The sequence below is a fragment of the uncultured Gimesia sp. genome, from assembly GCF_963976445.1.
In the GTDB taxonomy this organism is placed as follows: Bacteria; Planctomycetota; Planctomycetia; order Planctomycetales; family Planctomycetaceae; genus Gimesia.
In genome coordinates this window covers 515,431-534,566 of sequence record NZ_CAXBKP010000002.1, presented here as the reverse complement: position 1 = coordinate 534,566, position 19,136 = coordinate 515,431, and the positions used below count along the sequence as shown (strand labels likewise).

Below are 19,136 nucleotides of genomic sequence, written 5' to 3'. Positions count from 1 at the left end.
AGCTGGCTCTCGATAGCATTTCTTTTGAAATAAGCTGTTCAGGCTGCTTCAATCGCGGCTGTCGAAAGTGGAAATTTGAGTGTAAATGCCGTTCCTTTTCCGACTGCACTTTCCACTCGAATACGACCTTTATGGGCTTCTATCACTTCTTTGGCTAGAGACAATCCTAAACCTGTGCCCCCCTGGCCGTTTTCATCCGCCTCTTTGGTAGTGTAAAACTGATCAAATATGTGGTGTAACTTCTCAGCAGGAATACCGGCCCCGCTGTCGCGGACGATGACTTCTGCCATATTTGATTCCGGGTTGATTCGTACTGCCAGATCCAGTCTGCCTCCAGTGGGCATCGCTTGTCGTGCGTTCACAATCAGATTGACAAGCACCTGCTGAATTTGGTTCGGATTCAAGACGACTTCCGGATTTGATTCAAAATGTGTGTGTAGGTTCACACGATGCATCGAGAGGTCTTTTTCCACTAACGCGATCACACTTTTTACCAATAGCTGGAGATCTACAGGTTCCTGACGGCTTTCGCTTCCACGAGCATAAGAAAGCATGCCTGTCGTGATTTTTGCAGCGCGCTGCCCTGCAGAGAGGATTTTGGTGAAGGCTTTTTCCCGCCGTTCTTCTTCTTTATGCCGTAAACCCAATTTCGCATAGTTAATGACGGTCGTCAGAATATTATTGAATTCGTGTGTAATTGAAGATGCTAATGCACCTACAGAGCTCATTTTTTGTGCATGAATTAACTGTTTTTTATAGTCTTCGATTTGCGTTTCCAGCTCTTGAACGCGATTTTCTAATGATTCGATTGTTTGGTTTGACATGAGCAGGCCCGCATCCTTAGAAAGACGAAATATTTCATTTTTTAAGAGCTGATTTGTTTAGCTAGCATTAAGAGAACGATCGTGGATACATCAGATCTCTCTAGAATTAGATATCGGCCCGTTCATTTTAATAATCCAGATCGCAACAGAAGTCGGAATGAATGCATCAGTAGAATTAATCAATACGACACAGTTATGTGAAATGGGTTGTATTGCGGAAATAGAAAGAGTGGGGTCTGTCTTGGTTGGGGTTATGAATATCCTGGTATGATATTAGAGGATTCACCTTTATGAAAATTGCGTCTTTTACTTCCAATTTTCTTCATATGTGTGTACGCTGAAATGATTGTAACTCTTTATATTTAAGTGAGTTTGAGAGGGTGATTAATGCGATGTTACATGAAAATGCAGTTATTCCTATTGCTGTTTGTCGGGCTTTGCTTCAGGGGCTTAGCGGCTCAGGAGACAGACGGGAAAAGTAATCTACCTCACTCTCCAGACGATCGTGTCCAGATAGAACTCTTTGCGGAAAACCCCCAGATTGTGACGCCGACGGGAATTGACGTTGATGAATGTGGTCGTGTCTGGGCAATTGAAAGTAACACGCATTTTCCCCCGGAAGGATACCGTCGGGCTGACAGCGATCGGATTCTGGTGTTATCTGATCAGGATGGTGATGGCAAGGCAGATGAAGTCGTCACGTTCGCCGACGGCTTAACACATACGATGAGTGTTACGGTCAAACCGACCTGGCTGAAATATCTGGAAGGAAATAAAAACAAGCAGAACGTGTGCCTGTCAAATGAAGTCTTCATCGCGACGCGGAACGAAGTGTTTTTAATGATTGATGAAGATGGTGATCTCAAAGCCGATCAAAAAAAGACTCTGCTCAAAGTCAAAACGGCGGGGGCGTATCCCCATAATGGTCTGGCAGGCTTTGCCTTCGATGCGGCCGGCTGGATGTTTATCGGCTTCGGCGAAAACCTGGGCGCGAAATATACCATTACTGCGGCGGATGGGACATCCTTTTCCGGGGGAGGCGAGGGGGGCAATCTTTATCGCTGTCGTCCAGATGGGACAGAACTTTCTCTCTGGGCAACAGGATTCTGGAATCCACATGCCAGTTGTGTCGATGCTTTTGGGCATGTCTTCACAGTGGATAATGATCCAGACAGTCGCCCTCCCTGTCGTCTGTTACACATTATTCAGGGAGGAGACTATGGCTATCGCTTCCGTAATGGTCGCAAGGGCTTGCATCCGTTTACCAGCTGGGACGGAGAGCTACCGGGAACACTGCCGATGGTGGCAGGAACGGGAGAAGCTCCCTCGGGGGTTCTGGCGTACGAATCGAATGGGTTACCGGCTGAGTACATTGGGAATCTGCTGGTCACCAGTTGGGGCGATCATCGGATTGATCGGTTTCAGCTTCAGCCTCAAGGGGCTAGTTTTTCTGCCAAGCGAGAACCTCTGATTGAAGGGGGAGAGAACTTTCGGCCAGTGGGTATCGCAACGGCTCCTGATGGGAGTCTGTATTGTACTGACTGGGTGTTGCGCGATTACAAATTACACAGCAAGGGGCGAATCTGGCGTATTTCACAACGTGGTAAGAAACCAGTCGCGCAAAAGAATTCACCCGCAATGCAAAAGTCGGAAGTCTATGCCACGACGGTAAAAAAATCGTTGAAGTCAAGTCATTTACCGACGCGTAGGCTGGCTGCCTGGATGATCGGTGAAGAGCGAGATCTTACATTACGTAGTATCGTCGGGAATCAGAAAATGCCTTTACGATCCCGCTATGAAGCGATGATGTATTTGTCGAAAAATTTCAACCCAGCTTACGTCCGGGTGATTAATTCTCAGCGTGCGACAAAACAGGAAGGCCCTTATCACCCGTTACATACGGAAGTGATGAAGTACGATGATGAACGATTGCCGGTCAATCAAATCGTACAACTACTGCAAAATCCAGATGGCAGTGATTCCAGTTATCTGCTCAACAGTCTGCAGGGGCTGGTTCCTCTGATCCGTGTGATGGGGAGAACTCACTCTGCAGTAGTCGCCAAAATATTAAATCAGGCGATCGAAAAGCAGGATCCGTTTGTAGATTCGACGATGATTCGCCTGATCTCTGAAACGTTCAAGGAAGCGCATTTCAAGAAAACATTAAACTATTCAAAGACGCTTTCACCGCGGCTCAGATTATTGCTTATTTTAGCGGCGCGTCAAAGTTATCCGAAATCTGAGGAGCTCATACAAATTGCATTGAGTAATCCCGAGGCCGATTTGAAGCGAGCTATAGTGCAGTGGATTGCCGAGGAGAATCTGGTTTCGATGAAGCCTGAGATGCTGGCGATTATCAACAGTCAAGAAGTCAGTGGCGAGTTATTTGATGCGGTTCTGGCTGGAATTCAAATGCTAGAGGGTGAGCAACGTTCCCGAAATGATGAAGCGCTGGGAACTGAGTTTGCGTTTAAAATTCTGGAAAACGAAAACTATTCCATGAATGCCCGCGCTCGTGCTTTGACTGTAGTTCCGCCCTCACATGCGAAGTTGTCGGATAGCTTACTGAAGTCATTTCTGAGTTCAAATCATCAACCGATTACGCTTGCTGTACTACGTGCATTACAACTGGCTCCTCGCAAGACAATGCTGGCAGAATTGCGAACGATAATCGCCGATGAATCATTGGTTGAGCAAATTCGGTGTGATGCGCTGGTGGCACTCTCTGCCGGTCTGTTGCTAGAAGATTCATCCACATCGAAATCGCTGTTAATCAAGCTGACCGATGATTCCAACTCATCAGTGAGGGCCGAGGCGATTCGTGCGTTGCGGGCATTCAATAAAGATAAACGTGTGCAAAGCGTGCTGGCGGCGTTACAGTCTGCAGAGCAGCAGAATCTGTCCGACTTGGCGGCATTAGCTCTGGGAAAAAAAATGGCGGTTTTAAAGTGGGAAGATGTAGCAGAGGGCGGAGATCCGGATGCGGGCCGACGCGTGTTTTTTCATCCCTACAGTGTTCGTTGCTCACAATGTCATGCGATCAATCACCAGGGGGGCAATGTAGGGCCGGATTTGTCTGTGGTCGCGCGTGCTATGGATCGGAAGAAATTGGCGCAATCCATTCTGCATCCCAGTGCTGAGATTGCGCCGCAATTCACTGTTTGGACTTTTGTTCTCGAAAATGGAAAAGTAATTAACGGTGTGATTCTGGGAGAAGCCAATAAAGACAACCTCAGTGTTGGAACCGTTGATGGCAAGGTGGTTGCTGTCAAGCGAGCTGATATCGACGAACAAATTCCCCAAAAGACTTCTCTGATGCCAGAAAAACTAAGCGAAAAATTAACCCGACAGGAATTATGCGACCTGATCGCTTACCTGCAGACCTTGAAATAGCAGGTTTTATGCAGCGGCACGTTCCCCGGATGGTCCATGATCCTGCTGGTCCTGCTTTTGGATTTGTGATTGCGAAGATTTGACTCGATAAGCGATTTCTTTTGCGATCGCCTTATTGAAAGAAAGCTGAAACTGCTGATAGGAAAATTGAGCGGCACAGCACCAGCCGATCACTGATTGGCAGCGTTGGGGGCGCAGATGCAATTCCTGGATCGCTGAAGTTAATGATTCGATGGTCTTATTTTCAAAATAAATTCCGCTGCCCAGACCATTCTGTTCAAAACAGACTACAGAGTTCGCGGCTTCACAGTTCGAATAGATCACAACCGGTGTGCCACAACTTTGGGCTTCAATAGCAGATTGATCAAAATCGACATCACGAGGGCAAATCACAGCAGAACAGAGTCGATACTGTTCGCGTAATTTCAGGTCATCTACAGGACCGATAATTTCGACGAGCGGTTCACGATGCAGCTGGGCGGGGAGTTGATCATCCGCGATCCCTGCAATCGACAGGCTTTGCTTGAGTTCTTTGCAGGCATCCACAGCCAGTTGTTCTTCTGCGGACCATTGACCATCGACAACGAGCAGAAGGAACGGGCTTCGTTTTTCAAAGCCGGAACAGAAGAAGTCGGTATCAACAGGAGATTTGACGAAGGATGTAAAACGGTCCCGATTCAGATTCTGAAGCGTTTTTGTCGGAACAACAAATTCGATATCCGTTAATGAATTTACTAACTGCTGGTTGATCGGTGTCTGATTACTGGATTGAGGCTCCAGATAGCACATGTGTAGCTGATGGCTCTGGCATTGAATGGAAGCCGCTGCTTCCAGGCTTGTACTGATGATTAAGTCTGCCTGCTCGACGTCAACGATCCGATCAGGAGAAAAACCAGTACCAAAGCGGGCAATGGTTGATGAGCGAGGCCAGGCCTGATTCAGTGCTTCCCAAATAGAATACTCAAGCCGGGTATGAGATACGCCGGTATGCACCAATGTGACACTCATTTTGTTTCCTCCTTGAAACGATGATGAGCCTGAATTTATTCCTGTTGAAACCTGCCAGCAGCGCCTTCGCTGGTGGAGTTGCATTGTACTTTAAGAATTGAATTCTGAAGATCGGTTCATTGAATAATAAGAAATATCAATGCAGACAACAGGTAGAATGGACTCATAAGTGAGAATAGATGCGGGGCATCAATCTTCTCGAAGTAAAAGTAAATATTGAAAGAGAGAATTACCTGATATATCTCTCCAGCGGCGCTGATATTGACACAACTTAAAAATTTGGTCAATGCGAATTTGTTCAGAATGGGGGTTCCTTGCTTCACTCAGCGAAAATAGTGTGGAATCCTTGCTGATTTGAGCAAATTACCCTTAACTATCTATACTTTTACCCCTGATACGCGAGGCTGAACAGTGTGAATGGCTTCGAAGTCGGGCGCGGTGACTCCCTGTTCTGCCTGGTGGATCAGGGATGCCATTTCCCAGGCAGTGACATAGTAATATTTCCATTCCGGGTGCTGGTTTGTTTCCTGCCGTAACGCGGCATGGAAGGCTTCGGTTTCGGGACCCAACAAGGTGTCAATGTTCCCAGGTTTGGCACCGTGGGTATGTAGCTTAATGAAGGTCCAGTCCGGACGTCCTGTGACATGGACATCAGCTGCCAGCCAGTGTTGGAAGCGGTTCAAAGTAGCGGGACGACCATCGTGTAGATCTGAATTTTCGATTCGGGGCAGAAATCCCCATTTGCGATTGCTCCAGTCCAATCGTAACGGTCCCTGGATCATCAACAGGCTGTCCTGTTCAGGAGGCTGACCAACACCGGCAAGAGTACCATGATCGTGCGATTTGCATTGTCCCGGCAGATCTTTGGCATAGTAGATACTGTTGATGATTTGCGTTTGCGTGTCACTGGGGGCAGAGGGCATTGTCAGGTCGGCGTAACAGCCTGTTTCCAACAGGATTTCAATTTCATTTTCGACTCCACACCAGCGCCCATCGGGCCGGGAATTGCAGAGAGCCCAGTTGCCGTGAATAAAACCGTACACGATTTCTCCGGTCAGTGGATCTTTTCGCAGCAAACCGTGCCGATCAAACAGTGTCTGACGGAATTCATTCATCTTCTGCCGAAGGCCTTCTGCAGTGTCATTATCATGATGCAGGTGAACATCAACATCGGCATAGCCTTGTTTACAGAGTACAGCCAGTCGATCCAGATATTCCGGAGCATACTGGTCTTGCGGAAAGAAGAATGTGTGCTGGGGAACCTGGCCGCGCGAATCACTGAATTGGGAAAAGCGAGCCGGGTATTCTTCGCACCAGCGATCAACGCGGGCCAGCGCTTCCGATTTTTCGGGGTTCCCCCATTCCGGTTCAAAATGGTCGCAGACTGCGATAAAGATATGGCGGGGTTGCTCAGGGCTGAAGGTGATCGGATTATCTCTCTTTTTCTGAGTGAAATAGGCAGGTAGCCAGTACTGCATGTTGCGTGCACGGATCGCGAGCCAGATACCACCGGTAAGGCCGATGAATAAGAACACGCAAATCGTAATACAGGCAATCATCATTGAGGTCATTGTAAATTAGCTTTTTGAAGAATGAGTAAGTTCTGACTCAGAAAATTCTGAGTTTTGAGGAGCGATATCCGGTATTGTCAAATTCTGGTCGTCTACAGGTAGCGTGACTGTCTGGCTGCGTTCGGTTCGATCCCAGATTCCCGTTTGTCGGATTGAGAGCCAGCGACAGAATCCGATGCCCAGTGCCAAATTCATTTGAACAAACATACCGGGAACCCGACAGAGCTTGAGGTAACGGTTTCCATTCACAAATTTCATGCCGACAAACGCAGATAAGTAAAACAGTCCTTGTGCCAGTAGGGTCATTTGATAAATCGGAGACTGTATCAAACATAGGTTGGCAACCAGTGCCATTAGCATAAAGGCAGGACAAAGCCAGCGCAGCAACTTATGTGACCAGAATGCAAACGCGACATATCCATGTTTTGGGTTAAGGAGTCCCTTAAGGTGTTTCAGACTTTGGAAGGCTCCTGTGCCGATTCTGATTCGCCGCTTGAATTCAGCGTGGACTGAGGTCGCTGTTTCCTCTCTGGCGAATGCAGTGTCATCATAAATTATGCGGCGTCCTGCAAGATGTACCCGCATACCGATTAAGAAGTCGTCATTCACGGTTTCCGCCGGTAGGGAAGAATACAGTGATTTGCGGAGTGCATACAGGGCACCATTGACTCCGAGGACTGCTCCCAACTTTGTTTCACAGTGTTTCAGGAAATTTTCATATTTCCAGTAGAGGCCGTCGACATTTTTACCAGTGGTCGGATCTTCCAAAATCAGTTGGCCGCAGACGCAGCCAATGGTTTCGTCTTGGAAATGTCTGACAAGTTGTTTGATGCATTGTGGGTCCATGTTTGTGTTAGCATCAGAAAAAACAATAATTTCCCCTGCTGCTTGTGGAACACAGTCATTCAAAACCGATGCTTTGCCACGACGCGGTTCAAATTGGATGAGTCGAATTTGTGCGTTATCATAAGTGCTGACGAGTTCTCCTGTCAGGTCTTCATTTCCATCGCAGCCAATCAAGATTTCGAGTTGATCACTGGGGTAATCGAGCTTGGCAAGATTATTCAAACGTTCCAGAATTACCGATTCTTCACGATAAGCGGCGATCACGATCGAGACCCGGGGCAGGGGGCTGTTTCTGGAAGCTCTAGACTCCTCGGGGGCCTGTATTTCGCGCCGTCGCGACAGCAGCCAGAGAATGAGTGGATATCCTGCATACGTATAGGTAACCAGGGTGAGGGAACTCCAGAATAGAGTTTGTATCAGAAGCGAACTCATAATGTAGGACCTTTCTGATATTGCTTGTACGGGAGCTCTGCGTGATGGATATCGTTTTGTTTCACTGTAGTGTTTTCAGGGTGAACTTTAATGACCCGCGCGGGGATGCCTCCGACTGTTGTATGTGGTTCCACATTTTTGACCACCACGGCGTTGGCGCCAATTTTTGAATGTGATCCGATATGGACAGGGCCAATGATTTTTGCACCGGCGCCGATGAAAATATCTGACTCGAGAATCGGAGAGATGTTTCGTTCTGCGCCGATGGTGACCTGGTGTTCCAGCTTGATATCATCTCCGCCCTTCACGGACCCATTAATCACAATACCCTGGCTGTGAATAATGACCAATCGACGTCCGAAGTCCGCACCTCGTCCAATAATACACTGACAGAAGATGGCGTTGCATTTATTGAAAATCATTGATAAGGGAAACAATTTCCAATGTCCTGCCCATTGCATCAGTCGATACCAGAGCATGGCCATTGTGCCATCGGTCAAGCATGTCTTTAGCAGGGCGCGGGCAGAAGTGCTTCCGTAACACCATTCGGATTTTGCTTTTAAATCTTCCCAGAACTTCATTTTGTACTCACTTCGTTTGTGGCAGAACCATTCTAGTGAATCTGATTTCATCAAACATGATTCAGCACGAGTTGATTCAGTATCTCGGCTAATTGGCCCGCCTGGAATTCGCGATTGAATTGCTCGATCTTTTCAGGGTTTGATATTTCAGGGGCGACATTTCCCTGCAATCGCTCTTTGATCCAACGTACGATTCCCGCCGTGTCGTTTACTCGGAAATTTCCGGCTGGCCAGAAATCGTTCAGAATACCTGCTGTTTCTCCAGCAGGGGTGATTGATAAGATTTCACGATTGATCGCCAGATATTCAAATAACTTCGCTGGTGCGACTCGATCAGCTCCATCAACATCACTCAGTAGCAAACAAAGGGCATCGGCAGCAGCCATCTTTTTTAAGGCTTCATGGTGTGTACAATATTCTTCAGTAATCAAAGTACTTTTTGTTTGCTGTATGCGTTCGAGTAATGCCAGTTGTTCGGGAGTTTTTCTACCAATGAATTGTAATTCCAGTCCGGATAGCAGGTCAGGGCTCTCGTGATGAATTGTTTCAACAGCTTTGATCAATGGTTCTACGGTGGTCAGATTCCAAAGTGTGCCTGTGTAAACGATTCGAAACCGTTTTTGGCCTTCGTGTTTCTGTGGCTGATGCACCGGTTCATCGAGTAACTCAAAATCATCCCGGTCAAATCCGTTGTAGATGCATTTTCCGATTGCATCCGTACCAAACTGATGTGCGCGATCCAGAAGACGCTGAGTACTGGCTTGTGTTGTCGCCACAATGGCGTCTGAATGTCGCATGACAGATTTTTGCAGACGGGCCTGAATCAGATGCGAGACAGGATCTTGTTGATGGTTTTCCAGATATTTACTGCTAAGATCCCACTCATCACGAAAATCGGCGATCAGGGGCAGATGAAACTTTTGTTTCAATTTGCTGGCCAGGATTAAGTTCGAATAAGGCGGAGCCGTCGCCAGAATGGCATCGTGGTGGACGTTTTTCAATAGTCTTTTGCCAGCCTTCAATGCATTCGGATACCACAGGATTTGTGCATCTGGTTGCAGTAACAGCCCGGCGCCTGCTTTCACCAGTTTGCGACACACAGATTTTACGGGAGCCAACAAACTGCTAGACTGACCAGTTTTGTTCTGGCTTCCCATATTCCTTTTAAGAGCGTAGTCGGGTTCCCAGGTTCTCGCTTTTTCCAGATGAGTTTCTTCTGGTATATCGACTAAAAGACTATTGTCAAAAACGGGGACTGAAGGATTTGCCGCCATTAAAACACTGACATCCCAGCCGAACTTTCGCAGATATTTCACGAACTTGACAGGTCTTTGTACGCCGGCACCGCCAACCGGTGGGAAATGATAGCTAACCAGAAGCAGGCGTTTTCTGCCTGTGTCCGGATATGCTTTCTCCACGGTGGCTGGGGTTTCAACAGAATTTGAAATGATTGTCGACATGGAAATGCATTCCTCAAATTATTTAATAATCAGGTAACGACCTGTTGATTAATGATAGATTGGTAACTTTTGTGTGCCAGCCAGTGACTGACAATATGAGATCGAATATGAATATCCTGGCGCTCAGAAAGCTGTTTCACCGCTTCGATGGCGTAGGGGTGATTATCGTGCATTAAGCAGATGTTTCCTTCCTGAGGATGAAATTGCTGGCACCAGTCTGTAATGTCTGTCCTATCTGTCATGAGATAATCGCGAGGGTCTGTATCCCAGAGGACTACCGTACGACGCTGAAGCCAGAGTCCCAGCATTTTTCTTACAGTTAGTTTTCCTTTCGGAGGACGAACCAGATCGGGAGTTCGTCCGGTGATTTGATTGAGCAGTTGGTCCGTTTGTTTGATCTCTTCCAGAAAGTGTCGATTTGAAGTCTCAGAGGGTTCACTGTGGGAAAATGTATGGTTTCCGATTTCGTGGCCTTCATCGAGAATTCGTTCTATTAATTCTGGGTGCTGTTGAGCCTTTTCTCCAATCACAAAAAATGTCCCCCGTTGATGATAGTGGTTCAACACCTCTAGTAGTCGGGGAGTATATTCAGGATGGGGACCATCATCAAAAGTGAAAGAAACATTGACTGTTGGACGTTGTTTTGAAGTGGGGGAGGTGTCTTGATGCCCGTCAGAGTGCAGACCGGGCGTACCATGGTCCAAGAACAGTCTCTGTGGGATGACTGCCGGAATCGCTTTCTTGATCAGTTGGCGAATGGTACTCATGGTTTTGTCTGTCAGTTCTATCGTCGAATTCTTCTTTTTTTACGTCGATATGAAGATCGTGATTTCTGTTTGTTTGTTAGTCCCGAAGAAAAGCGAGTGCTGCAGTCAGAAAGGATCTGACTGATTTGCACCGCAGACTCCTGCCAGGAAATCGGTTCAAAACTCCGTGTTTCACTCTGAATGGGGTTGCTGAACATACTACAGATGGCTTCAGCTAATTCTTCTGGATCATTAGGGGGAACCAACTGATCGCAGACCGGATCTGCAATTTCAGGAATGCCACCCACTCGGCTGGCCACAAATTGTTTGCCACAGGAAATGGCTTCCAAAAGGACATTAGGTATACCTTCCGAAAGGCTGGGGAGCGCGATTACATCAGCAGCGCGATACCAGTCTGCCAGTCGGGATTGCTGTTGTGATCCATTTAACTGGAACAGTCCTTCCAATCCATATTCTTTGATTTTTTGCAATAATGTGGCTTCTAATGAACCTTCACCTAAAACATAGCACGTAAATGGAATGCCCTGTTTACTTATTTTCAGGCAGGCATCCAGCAGAACGGTATGACCTTTGACTGGTTCAAGTCGTCCTACACTGACGATGATTTTTCGGTCTAATGGAAGACCGAGTCTCTGGCGGGCAGCTTGCTGATCTCCGGGGGTAAACAGGCTGCGGTTCACGCCGCGATAAATCGTATGGATTTTATCTGGATGGATTTTCAATTGTTTGACTGCCGACATGATGTCGTCGCTGACGGTAATGACTCCGTCAGCCTGTTGGAGGACGGTTTTGATCGCGCGCTTTCGCTGGCGATTTTTAGTGAGAAGTAAGATATCACTACCCCCGGTCATGGTAACGACGGGTAGGCCATGTTCCTGCGCTACTCTTACGGCGACTGCTCCGTCGGGGTGAAGCCAGTAGGAGAGGATGATGTCTGGCTGGAATGCTGTAATTGCCTGATGAAGTGACTTCTTGATCGACCAGTAGAGAAACTGCCCGTAATGCTGGTGAAGTATTTTGGGTAAGTAATAAAAACGTGGATATTCGGCACTCAGGCGGCCCGAACTTTCGACGGGTAACCATTCACGATTTAAAGGGGCTTTATGCTTGATGTAATGTGAGAACTCATCGAGCCATGAGACTGGAGAAACAACATGTATCGGATGCAGTTCTGACAATGCCTGGATCATGGCGCAATTGAACGTACCTTTCCCCGGGTGTAACGAATTTGGAAACACATTCGAAAGAAATAAAATTTTCATTGCAGGCCTGTCGTTAGTTGAAAATGAACCACGAATGCTCCATTTGATTATCTGCTGCCCATTTTTCCATAGCGTACCATTTGACGCAGGGCGGTATACACACCAGATGCTTTGAGAAACTTTCTTATCAGATGGTCGATGAAACGTGATGATTTAAAGTAGGACAATCGAACTTTGTTTTTGATGGTTGAAGGTAACAGCATCACTGTACAGCTCTGTGTGATTTGGGAACTATAACGCTTTTTGTATTCTGCATCGCCTTCACCAAAATCGTATGTTTGTGGTGTGTCATACTGAATGAGATCTTCGAGAATCAGCAGTAAGAGCGTTTCTCCAGGCGAAGTACTGGCATAATTTAAGTCAAAGCCGAATTCCAGATCACGATAGACGCCCCGATGTTGACTGCCGATTTTGAATGCGACGGGTTGGTCATCTTTCATCAGTAAATAGGATCGCAACCATCCATTCAGTGCCAGGAACGTTAATTCTTCCAGTTCTTTTTCATCGTTTTTAATTCGGAGCCCCAGGCGTTGTGTTTGCCAGGTATTCAGTGATATTTGATGTGCGGCTTCGAGAAAATCAACAACCTGATCTGGCTCTGTAATGCGTATCATTTGCATTTCACTATTTTGACGTAAGAGCTTCCTGTGTTTTCTTCTAGATTTCGATCGAAATTGATTCCAGTAATCTTCAGGGGGGTCAGGAAAATGAATCAGACTGCGGTTTTGGAAACCTGTGTGTGAGTAGGTTAAAAAATGGTTTGTTGTATTCTGAATGGAGTGACTCAATGGCGCATCAACAAGTATGTCTTCGAGCAACAGGAATGTTGCATGTTGTTTCTGACAGAAATTCAGTGCAGCTTCCAGTAAATTCTTGAGTATGGATTCATCCTGTTGGATGTTCTGCTGCATCAGGAAACGGTTTCCGCACAAATAATATCCTGGGAGCGTTCTGGCAGGGCCGATTGCTTTCAGGGTTTTTGTGTTGATGTTTTTAGGAAGTAAAATACCGACAGCAACGAGCGCTCCTTCTTTTCGGCATTGCATCAGGTAACCCGGATGATGTGTCTGCATTTCTTTGAATATTGGGATCAGGTGAGTGACGTGATCTGGATGTTGATGCAGATCCGCATGTGGCTCTGCATCGAAGAGTTGCAGCCAACTTTGATATATTTCTGAAACGGGCTGTAACGAGAGACTGTGCAATGCAGAGAATACAATCTGCAGGTCAGGCTGCCCGTCAATGGACTCAGGACTCTCGGCTTGCCTAGAATCCGAATGATCGAGTTGTTTGATATCTGATTTCGTCTTCATGACATTACGATTCGAGTGTTGAAGTTAAAACATTGAGGTAAAGGTTTTCGTAGTCTTTGATCATTGATCGAATATTAAAGTGCGCTTCGACCCGTTCACGTGCCTGTTGTCCCATCTGTAGCCAGTCTGCTTTTTGTCGACACATCGCCCGCATGGCATCGGCTAATTTTGCAGCATCGGCAGCAGGAACCAGAGTGCCTGTATCTGGTTGTTTTACGATTTCCGGAGTGCCTCCGACGGCGGTAGCGACAATGGGGAGACCGACTGACATGGCTTCCAGAAGTGTCAGCGAAATGCCTTCGGTCAATGAAGAGGATACGTAGAATCCAGCCTGGCTGAGTAAGCTGGGGATGTCGTTTCGTTCTCCCAGAAATTGCACATGTGATTCTAAGTGTAGATCAGCTGTTTTTTGCTCTAGAATGGTTCGTTCGGGACCATTTCCTACAATCATCAATCGAAATTCCGGAATTGCATCGACGACCAGTTTAGCCGCTTCAAGCATGGTGACCAGGTCTTTCTCGGGGGAGAGCCTGGAAACGGTAATGGCAGTCAAGTTATCCGCCGGCCCTGTAAATACAAAACGGTTAACATCGATGCCATTCCAGATTCGAGTGACCTTACTGTCAGACAACCAGCCAATCTGTTTACATCGTTTGCCTGTATCGTCAGAAACGGGAACCACACGGTCAGCAATGCGGCTGGCAAGGGCAAATTGTAGGCGTTCATTCAATGTTTCGCCGAAACGCCTTCCATGCCGGGTATGAATGATTGCCGGTATCTTCGCCCGGCGTGCTGCCAAGCTACCATAGAAGTGCGGAAAGGCGTTATGCGTGTGGAGAACGTCGTAGTTTCTTCCCTTAAGAAAGTGTGATAACTGACTGACCCGCGCCAATTTACCCCGTGCTGTTAGCGGGTAATCAAATACCGGACAGTCTAACTCTTGAATTTCTTCAGCCGGTTGTCCTATCTCCCCTAAGGCAATAAATTCGAGTTCGAACTGGTCTGGATTATGATAGCGCGCAAAATCGACCAGGAGTCGTTCCAGTCCCCCCGTGCATAACGTCAGGCTAAGGTGGCAGACGCGCAATCGTCTACTGTCTGCCAGTTCTGGAAGTGACTTTTTTTGATTTTTGCTTACTTCAATAGTGCTCATAATGGGATCCTGTCCGGAATTCCTCTTTTCGACCCGGTTGGTTATCAATTGTTACTCTGATTTCTGATTGACTCTATTAATCAGATTCATCGATTGTTTGATTTTTCGTAAGGCATTTAATGCCGTGAATTTCCAGCGGGGACGTTTGATTTGTGCCCAGGTTAAGAAACTGTGGTGAGTGCTCATTTTCTTTTTGTGATGACTGGTCCCTGCAAGAAAGTCATATGCATCGAAGCCACGCTTGTAACATTCTTCGATACAAAGATAATCGGCGATGACACCTGGGCTGAGTTTGCCTTTGTATTCGGTGGAACCACCCTGATAACAGAGGACGCGATTGCGGTCGATCAATACCTGGATACAGCCAATGACCTGACCTTCGATTTTGACGCGAAACAGTCCCATCTGATTCGAGGGAATCAATTTCTGAATGAGATCTTTATGGAACTCTGTGAAGCGTTTGCTGGCATACGAACCTGGCTGGCCTTCTTTTTCCCAGCGGGCCTGATGAAGCAGAACCAGGTCAGCGAAGATGGATTCCGCCTGCTCGATTGTTTCTGCCCATTCTGCTGTCAGGTTCCCATAGGTCTTCATGTTTTTTCGCAAATTTTTACGGGTAGAATATCCAAATCCGGAAATGACTTCGCGTTCTTCTTCTCTGATCTGGTTCAGATCAAAGTAGTGGCTTTCAACTTTGCGAATCGTTGTTTCGTGCAGGGGAAGGTCCCAGGCTTTCAGTTCTTCACTGTCGAATCCATCAAACAGGAGTGAATCCCATGCATTGTTTGCGGAAAGCGCACTGATCAGTTCGGCCATAAATACCCGTTGATCATCGGCTTGAACCAGTAAGGCATTGTATTCAACACAGACACTCTCAGCGGCAGGTTCGCCGGCTGTTCCCAGGTGTAGAGTATTGATAGACAGGGGACCATCAAATTGCTCCACACCTTCGGTTAACAGGCAGATGCCGCAAGGAAGATCATCTTTCAAGGCGACCGCGAAAGAGTAGGGGACCAAATCTCCAAAATGTTCCAGCCAGGTAGACGTCCAGATAAATGAACTCATCAACGGAACATCTTCGAATTGTGCTTCCAAAGATTTCCACAACTTCAAGCAGTCCTCTTTCTGGTGGCTATCATACAGTCTGAGCGACAGCGAGTGAGCTGCATCAGGTGCGATGTTAACATCAGGGGTCATCTTCGTTTGTTGTTTCAGGTAGTCGATAGTTGTCATCAAATTACTCATGAATTTAAAAGTTCATCAGAAAAAGTTAAGTACTTAAAGATTTTGATCCAGCCCGGTTGAGAAGCATGGTTCCTTTTGCAAAGACAAACCAGGTGCCGATCAGGAATATACCCCCACCTGCGGCCACTCCCACTAATGTGTACCAGGAGTTTCGAATTTCGAAAAAATGGGGCAAGTAATAGGAGTATCCCAGTAGAACCAGCAACGGTGCCACGGTAGGTCCAATGGCAGTGCGTAGCAGTTGACTTGTAGTAATATTCAGCTTTTTCATGGCATAAGGCAGGATGATTCCCATCTCTGCAATCAGAATCGGAATCGCTGTTCCGAGTGCCACACCAACCAGCCCTAAGGATTGAATCAGGATCAATGATAAAATCAGGTTGGCAGCTGCTTCCCCCATATAGATCAATGAAGGGACTTTAACATTACCCATGCCATACAGGACTGATCGAAAAGTTGAAACTGGAAGAGCGATAATACGAGCTCCCAGCAGGATCATTAAAATTAAATGGCTTTGAGGATAACCGGGGCCGATCCAGGTCGTGATCAGTGTATTTCCAAAGAAATAGACACCAATGAAGAAACCGGTGACTAAAAGAAATGACAGGGAGACTCCGTTTAACACCAGTTTTTGTAGTGCGTGATGGTTGCCGTTTGCATGTAATTCGCCTGCGCGAGGCATGAAGACTTTACCGATTTGGGCAATGGGCATATTAATGAACTGTGTTAGACGCAATGCGATATAGTAGGGGACAATGGCTGCCGGGCTGAAGAAGATACCGATAAGAATAGAGTCGGTCGCTTCAATAAGAGTCCAGGCAATCGCATCGATAAAGGCATAGCCGCTGAAGGAGCCACATTCTTTGAGAATCGACCAGTCCATGTACTTGGGGCCGATGCGAAATGTTTTGACCTGACGAAAGGCAAAAAAGAGGTTCCCCAGATTCTCAACCAGCGTGACTGCGAAGAAAATCACGGCAATCGTAAGCAGTCCCCATTGTGCTTTCAGGAAGAGGACCGTCAGAATTAACCGCAGGATACCACCGGTCAGATTAACGCTGCGTTCGATGTCGAAGCGTTGAATTCCCATCAACACGCCACCAAATACACTACCCGCCAGACCCACGAAGACATTCAGGCCGAGAATAAGAATCACCATCCGTATTTCAAACAGCGAGATGGAACCCCAGTCGGATAGGTGGGGGGCCAGCCACGCGATAATTCCTGCTGTGATTATCGCCAGTAATCCCATTCCGAGATAGATCGCAAAGATGACATTGGAAACATGATTCAGCCGTTTCCAATCTTGTTTCGCATGATAATGGGCAACATATCGACTGATTGTCTGGCCAAAACCGAGATAGAGTAAGCCGGAGTAGCCGGCAATGGCGTTGATGAAAATCCAGCTTCCATATTGCGCATCACCCAGGATGTGCAAGACGTAAGGCATTAGAAATACGCCGATTAACAGGCTCACCCCATGGTTGAGCCAGTTAGCGATTAGATTCGTTTTAACCGATCGGCGTTGATTCATTTTCGGACTTTCAGACGTTCATTTCTCTGAGGGGTTAATGGGCAAAAATTCGGACAAATACAAACAGAGCCACTAATAATCCCAGACTGACGCCCACAAGGCGTAGCACATGTTGTTTGTTCCAGTAAATTAGCGGAGTCGGTTTTGCCAGACTGGCCCCTGCCAGATTCAAGTAGGCTGCGGATACCCCGACAATCATATAGGTCGGAACAACGTAGCAGCGTGATAAGGACATCATTCCGCCACACCAGGCAGCCAGAATGGCGCCAGCATAAGGCAGATAACGTTCCAGTTCTGAATTTCTGAAAATGGGTCTGCCATTGTTAGAACTCTGGTATCGTGCCAGACGATAGATCCCCAGGCCGGCAAAGAAAAAGCAACCGATAAACAGGGTGCCACCAAAGATTCCCAGTTCAGTAAAGGCATGTACGAAGGAGTTGTGAGCTGCCAGGCCTGCCAGATCGGAATACTCACCTTGACCGATCCCAAAGAACAAGTCGGGCGATTTCAATGCGGACAACCCCTCTCGCCAGAGTAGAATCCGGTCGTGTCCCGTTCCCGAGTTAAGATCAATATTTCCCTGACGTCCTGCGAGGACCGTCAGACCTGCCATGCCAACTACAGCGCAGGCAATGGCCGCTTTTTTCCCATATTTGGGGAGCACGAATACCATGCCGGCAATTCCCAATGTCAGCAATCCCCCTCGTGATCGCGTATAGATCAAGCCAATTCCCAGAACGATCATGCTCAAAATCCAGAAGAACCGGAGTGGACTGGCGGAGGGATCATTGAAAAAGTACAGGCAGAGAATGCCTGTGGTGACAATCAGGACCGATAAATCATTCGGGTCCTGGAAGATACCAGTGCCCCGCATACGGAAGACGCGCAGGGTTTCACCGGCATCGGAAACTCCATCACGGTCGCTGACGTGCTTAATGAATTCAAAATCAAAAAGACCCGAGTAATCGATTACGCAGAGCAGAACCATGAGGGAAGACGCGATAGCGACGGCTTTCAACAGGCCTTTTAAGCGTTGGGGTGAGTCGATAATCGAAACCAACAGCATGTAGTAGACTAATGTTTTTAGAAAGGCGATCGTAGATGTGCGGATTCCGTAAAAGTACATGTGCGAGGCATGTGAGAGTGCTACTGCGACCAAGATCCCAATCACGCATAACGTGATCGGCTGGCGTTTTAACATGGGCATTTGCAGTGTGCGTTTAATTTGATCGAGCGCAAGGAAAAATGAAGACACGATCAACACTTCATAAATCGGTAAATTGGCAAGGCCCGGGACCAGTTCTGCTGGTCGCAGAAACAGGGTGATATTAACTAATAAGAACAGGTAATAAGCGTTGTTCGGGGCCGAGGTACCGCCGATGATGGATGTCGGGGCTTGAGAACGACGTCTTGGAGAGCGGACGGCAGCAGGGGCGCGCAAAGTCTGACTGTGTGCCATCATCTGTTGATGATTGGCTTCACCGGCAGGACCTTGAGTCAGATTCGCTTCATTTGCCATTTAAATTTCAGTACTGTGAAAACAGTCTTTCTACGCTAAACGCGGGACAGTCCGGTTCCTGAGGCCGTATTCCCCGAATTTGTTTCAAAAAGTGCACTCTATTAAAAGATAGATCAGGAAACGGGGGCATGAGGGGCGAATTGAAGGTTTCCCATTCATTCCAGGCTGTAATAATTGCTATAACCGGCACGATGTATTGAGAACGGGGCAAAAGAAATGTATCCAGAT

At 47.2% G+C, this 19,136-nt stretch carries 14 protein-coding genes; 1 reads left to right on the top strand and 13 read right to left on the bottom strand.

Annotated features, from left to right (window positions below; genetic code table 11):
* Positions 1-38 precede the first annotated feature (38 nt).
* Positions 39-824, bottom strand: a complete 786-nt coding sequence (locus tag AAC022_RS04490; RefSeq protein WP_339728418.1) for an ATP-binding protein — start codon at positions 822-824, stop codon at positions 39-41.
* Between the two features lie 399 nt (positions 825-1,223).
* Here AAC022_RS04490 and AAC022_RS04485 point away from each other — a divergent pair, with 399 nt between their 5' ends.
* Positions 1,224-4,217 carry a PVC-type heme-binding CxxCH protein gene (locus AAC022_RS04485; protein WP_339728416.1) on the top strand — a complete coding sequence of 998 codons (2,994 nt, stop codon included), beginning with the start codon at positions 1,224-1,226 and terminating at the stop codon, positions 4,215-4,217.
* Between the two features lie 6 nt (positions 4,218-4,223).
* Here AAC022_RS04485 and AAC022_RS04480 read toward each other — a convergent pair whose 3' ends face one another.
* The 12 genes from AAC022_RS04480 to AAC022_RS04425 all read right to left on the bottom strand — a co-directional run bounded on the left by AAC022_RS04480 (position 4,224) and on the right by AAC022_RS04425 (position 18,908).
* Positions 4,224-5,225 carry a glycosyltransferase gene (locus tag AAC022_RS04480; protein WP_339728414.1) on the bottom strand — a complete coding sequence of 334 codons (1,002 nt, stop codon included), beginning with the start codon at positions 5,223-5,225 and terminating at the stop codon, positions 4,224-4,226.
* A gap of 377 nt (positions 5,226-5,602) precedes the next feature.
* Positions 5,603-6,796 carry a hypothetical protein gene (locus AAC022_RS04475; RefSeq protein ID WP_339728412.1) on the bottom strand — a complete coding sequence of 398 codons (1,194 nt, stop codon included), beginning with the start codon at positions 6,794-6,796 and terminating at the stop codon, positions 5,603-5,605.
* A gap of 6 nt (positions 6,797-6,802) precedes the next feature.
* Positions 6,803-8,074 carry a glycosyltransferase family 2 protein gene (locus tag AAC022_RS04470; protein ID WP_339728410.1) on the bottom strand — a complete coding sequence of 424 codons (1,272 nt, stop codon included), beginning with the start codon at positions 8,072-8,074 and terminating at the stop codon, positions 6,803-6,805.
* Entirely contained in the window at positions 8,071-8,655 is a 585-nt protein-coding gene (locus tag AAC022_RS04465) for a serine acetyltransferase (RefSeq protein WP_339728408.1), read from the bottom strand. The genes AAC022_RS04470 and AAC022_RS04465 overlap by 4 nt, the downstream gene beginning before the upstream one ends.
* A gap of 50 nt (positions 8,656-8,705) precedes the next feature.
* Positions 8,706-10,115 carry a hypothetical protein gene (locus tag AAC022_RS04460; RefSeq protein ID WP_339728406.1) on the bottom strand — a complete coding sequence of 470 codons (1,410 nt, stop codon included), beginning with the start codon at positions 10,113-10,115 and terminating at the stop codon, positions 8,706-8,708.
* Positions 10,116-10,144: 29 nt separating this feature from the next.
* Positions 10,145-10,882, bottom strand: coding sequence for a polysaccharide deacetylase family protein (locus AAC022_RS04455; protein WP_339728404.1), 738 nt, complete (start codon positions 10,880-10,882; stop codon positions 10,145-10,147).
* A 17-nt stretch (positions 10,883-10,899) separates the two neighbouring features.
* Positions 10,900-12,072, bottom strand: coding sequence for a glycosyltransferase (locus tag AAC022_RS04450; protein ID WP_339728402.1), 1,173 nt, complete (start codon positions 12,070-12,072; stop codon positions 10,900-10,902).
* 119 nt (positions 12,073-12,191) lie between these two features.
* Positions 12,192-13,457 (bottom strand): GNAT family N-acetyltransferase, encoded by a 1,266-nt coding sequence (locus AAC022_RS04445; protein ID WP_339728400.1) that lies wholly within the window; start codon positions 13,455-13,457, stop codon positions 12,192-12,194.
* 4 nt (positions 13,458-13,461) lie between these two features.
* Positions 13,462-14,610, bottom strand: coding sequence for a glycosyltransferase (locus AAC022_RS04440; protein ID WP_339728398.1), 1,149 nt, complete (start codon positions 14,608-14,610; stop codon positions 13,462-13,464).
* 51 nt (positions 14,611-14,661) lie between these two features.
* Positions 14,662-15,843, bottom strand: coding sequence for a GNAT family N-acetyltransferase (locus AAC022_RS04435; protein ID WP_339728396.1), 1,182 nt, complete (start codon positions 15,841-15,843; stop codon positions 14,662-14,664).
* Positions 15,844-15,880: 37 nt separating this feature from the next.
* Positions 15,881-17,389 (bottom strand): oligosaccharide flippase family protein, encoded by a 1,509-nt coding sequence (locus tag AAC022_RS04430; RefSeq protein WP_339728394.1) that lies wholly within the window; start codon positions 17,387-17,389, stop codon positions 15,881-15,883.
* Between the two features lie 34 nt (positions 17,390-17,423).
* Positions 17,424-18,908: an O-antigen ligase family protein gene (locus tag AAC022_RS04425; RefSeq protein WP_339728392.1), complete on the bottom strand. Its 1,485-nt coding sequence runs from the start codon at positions 18,906-18,908 to the stop codon at positions 17,424-17,426.
* Positions 18,909-19,136 lie beyond the last annotated feature (228 nt).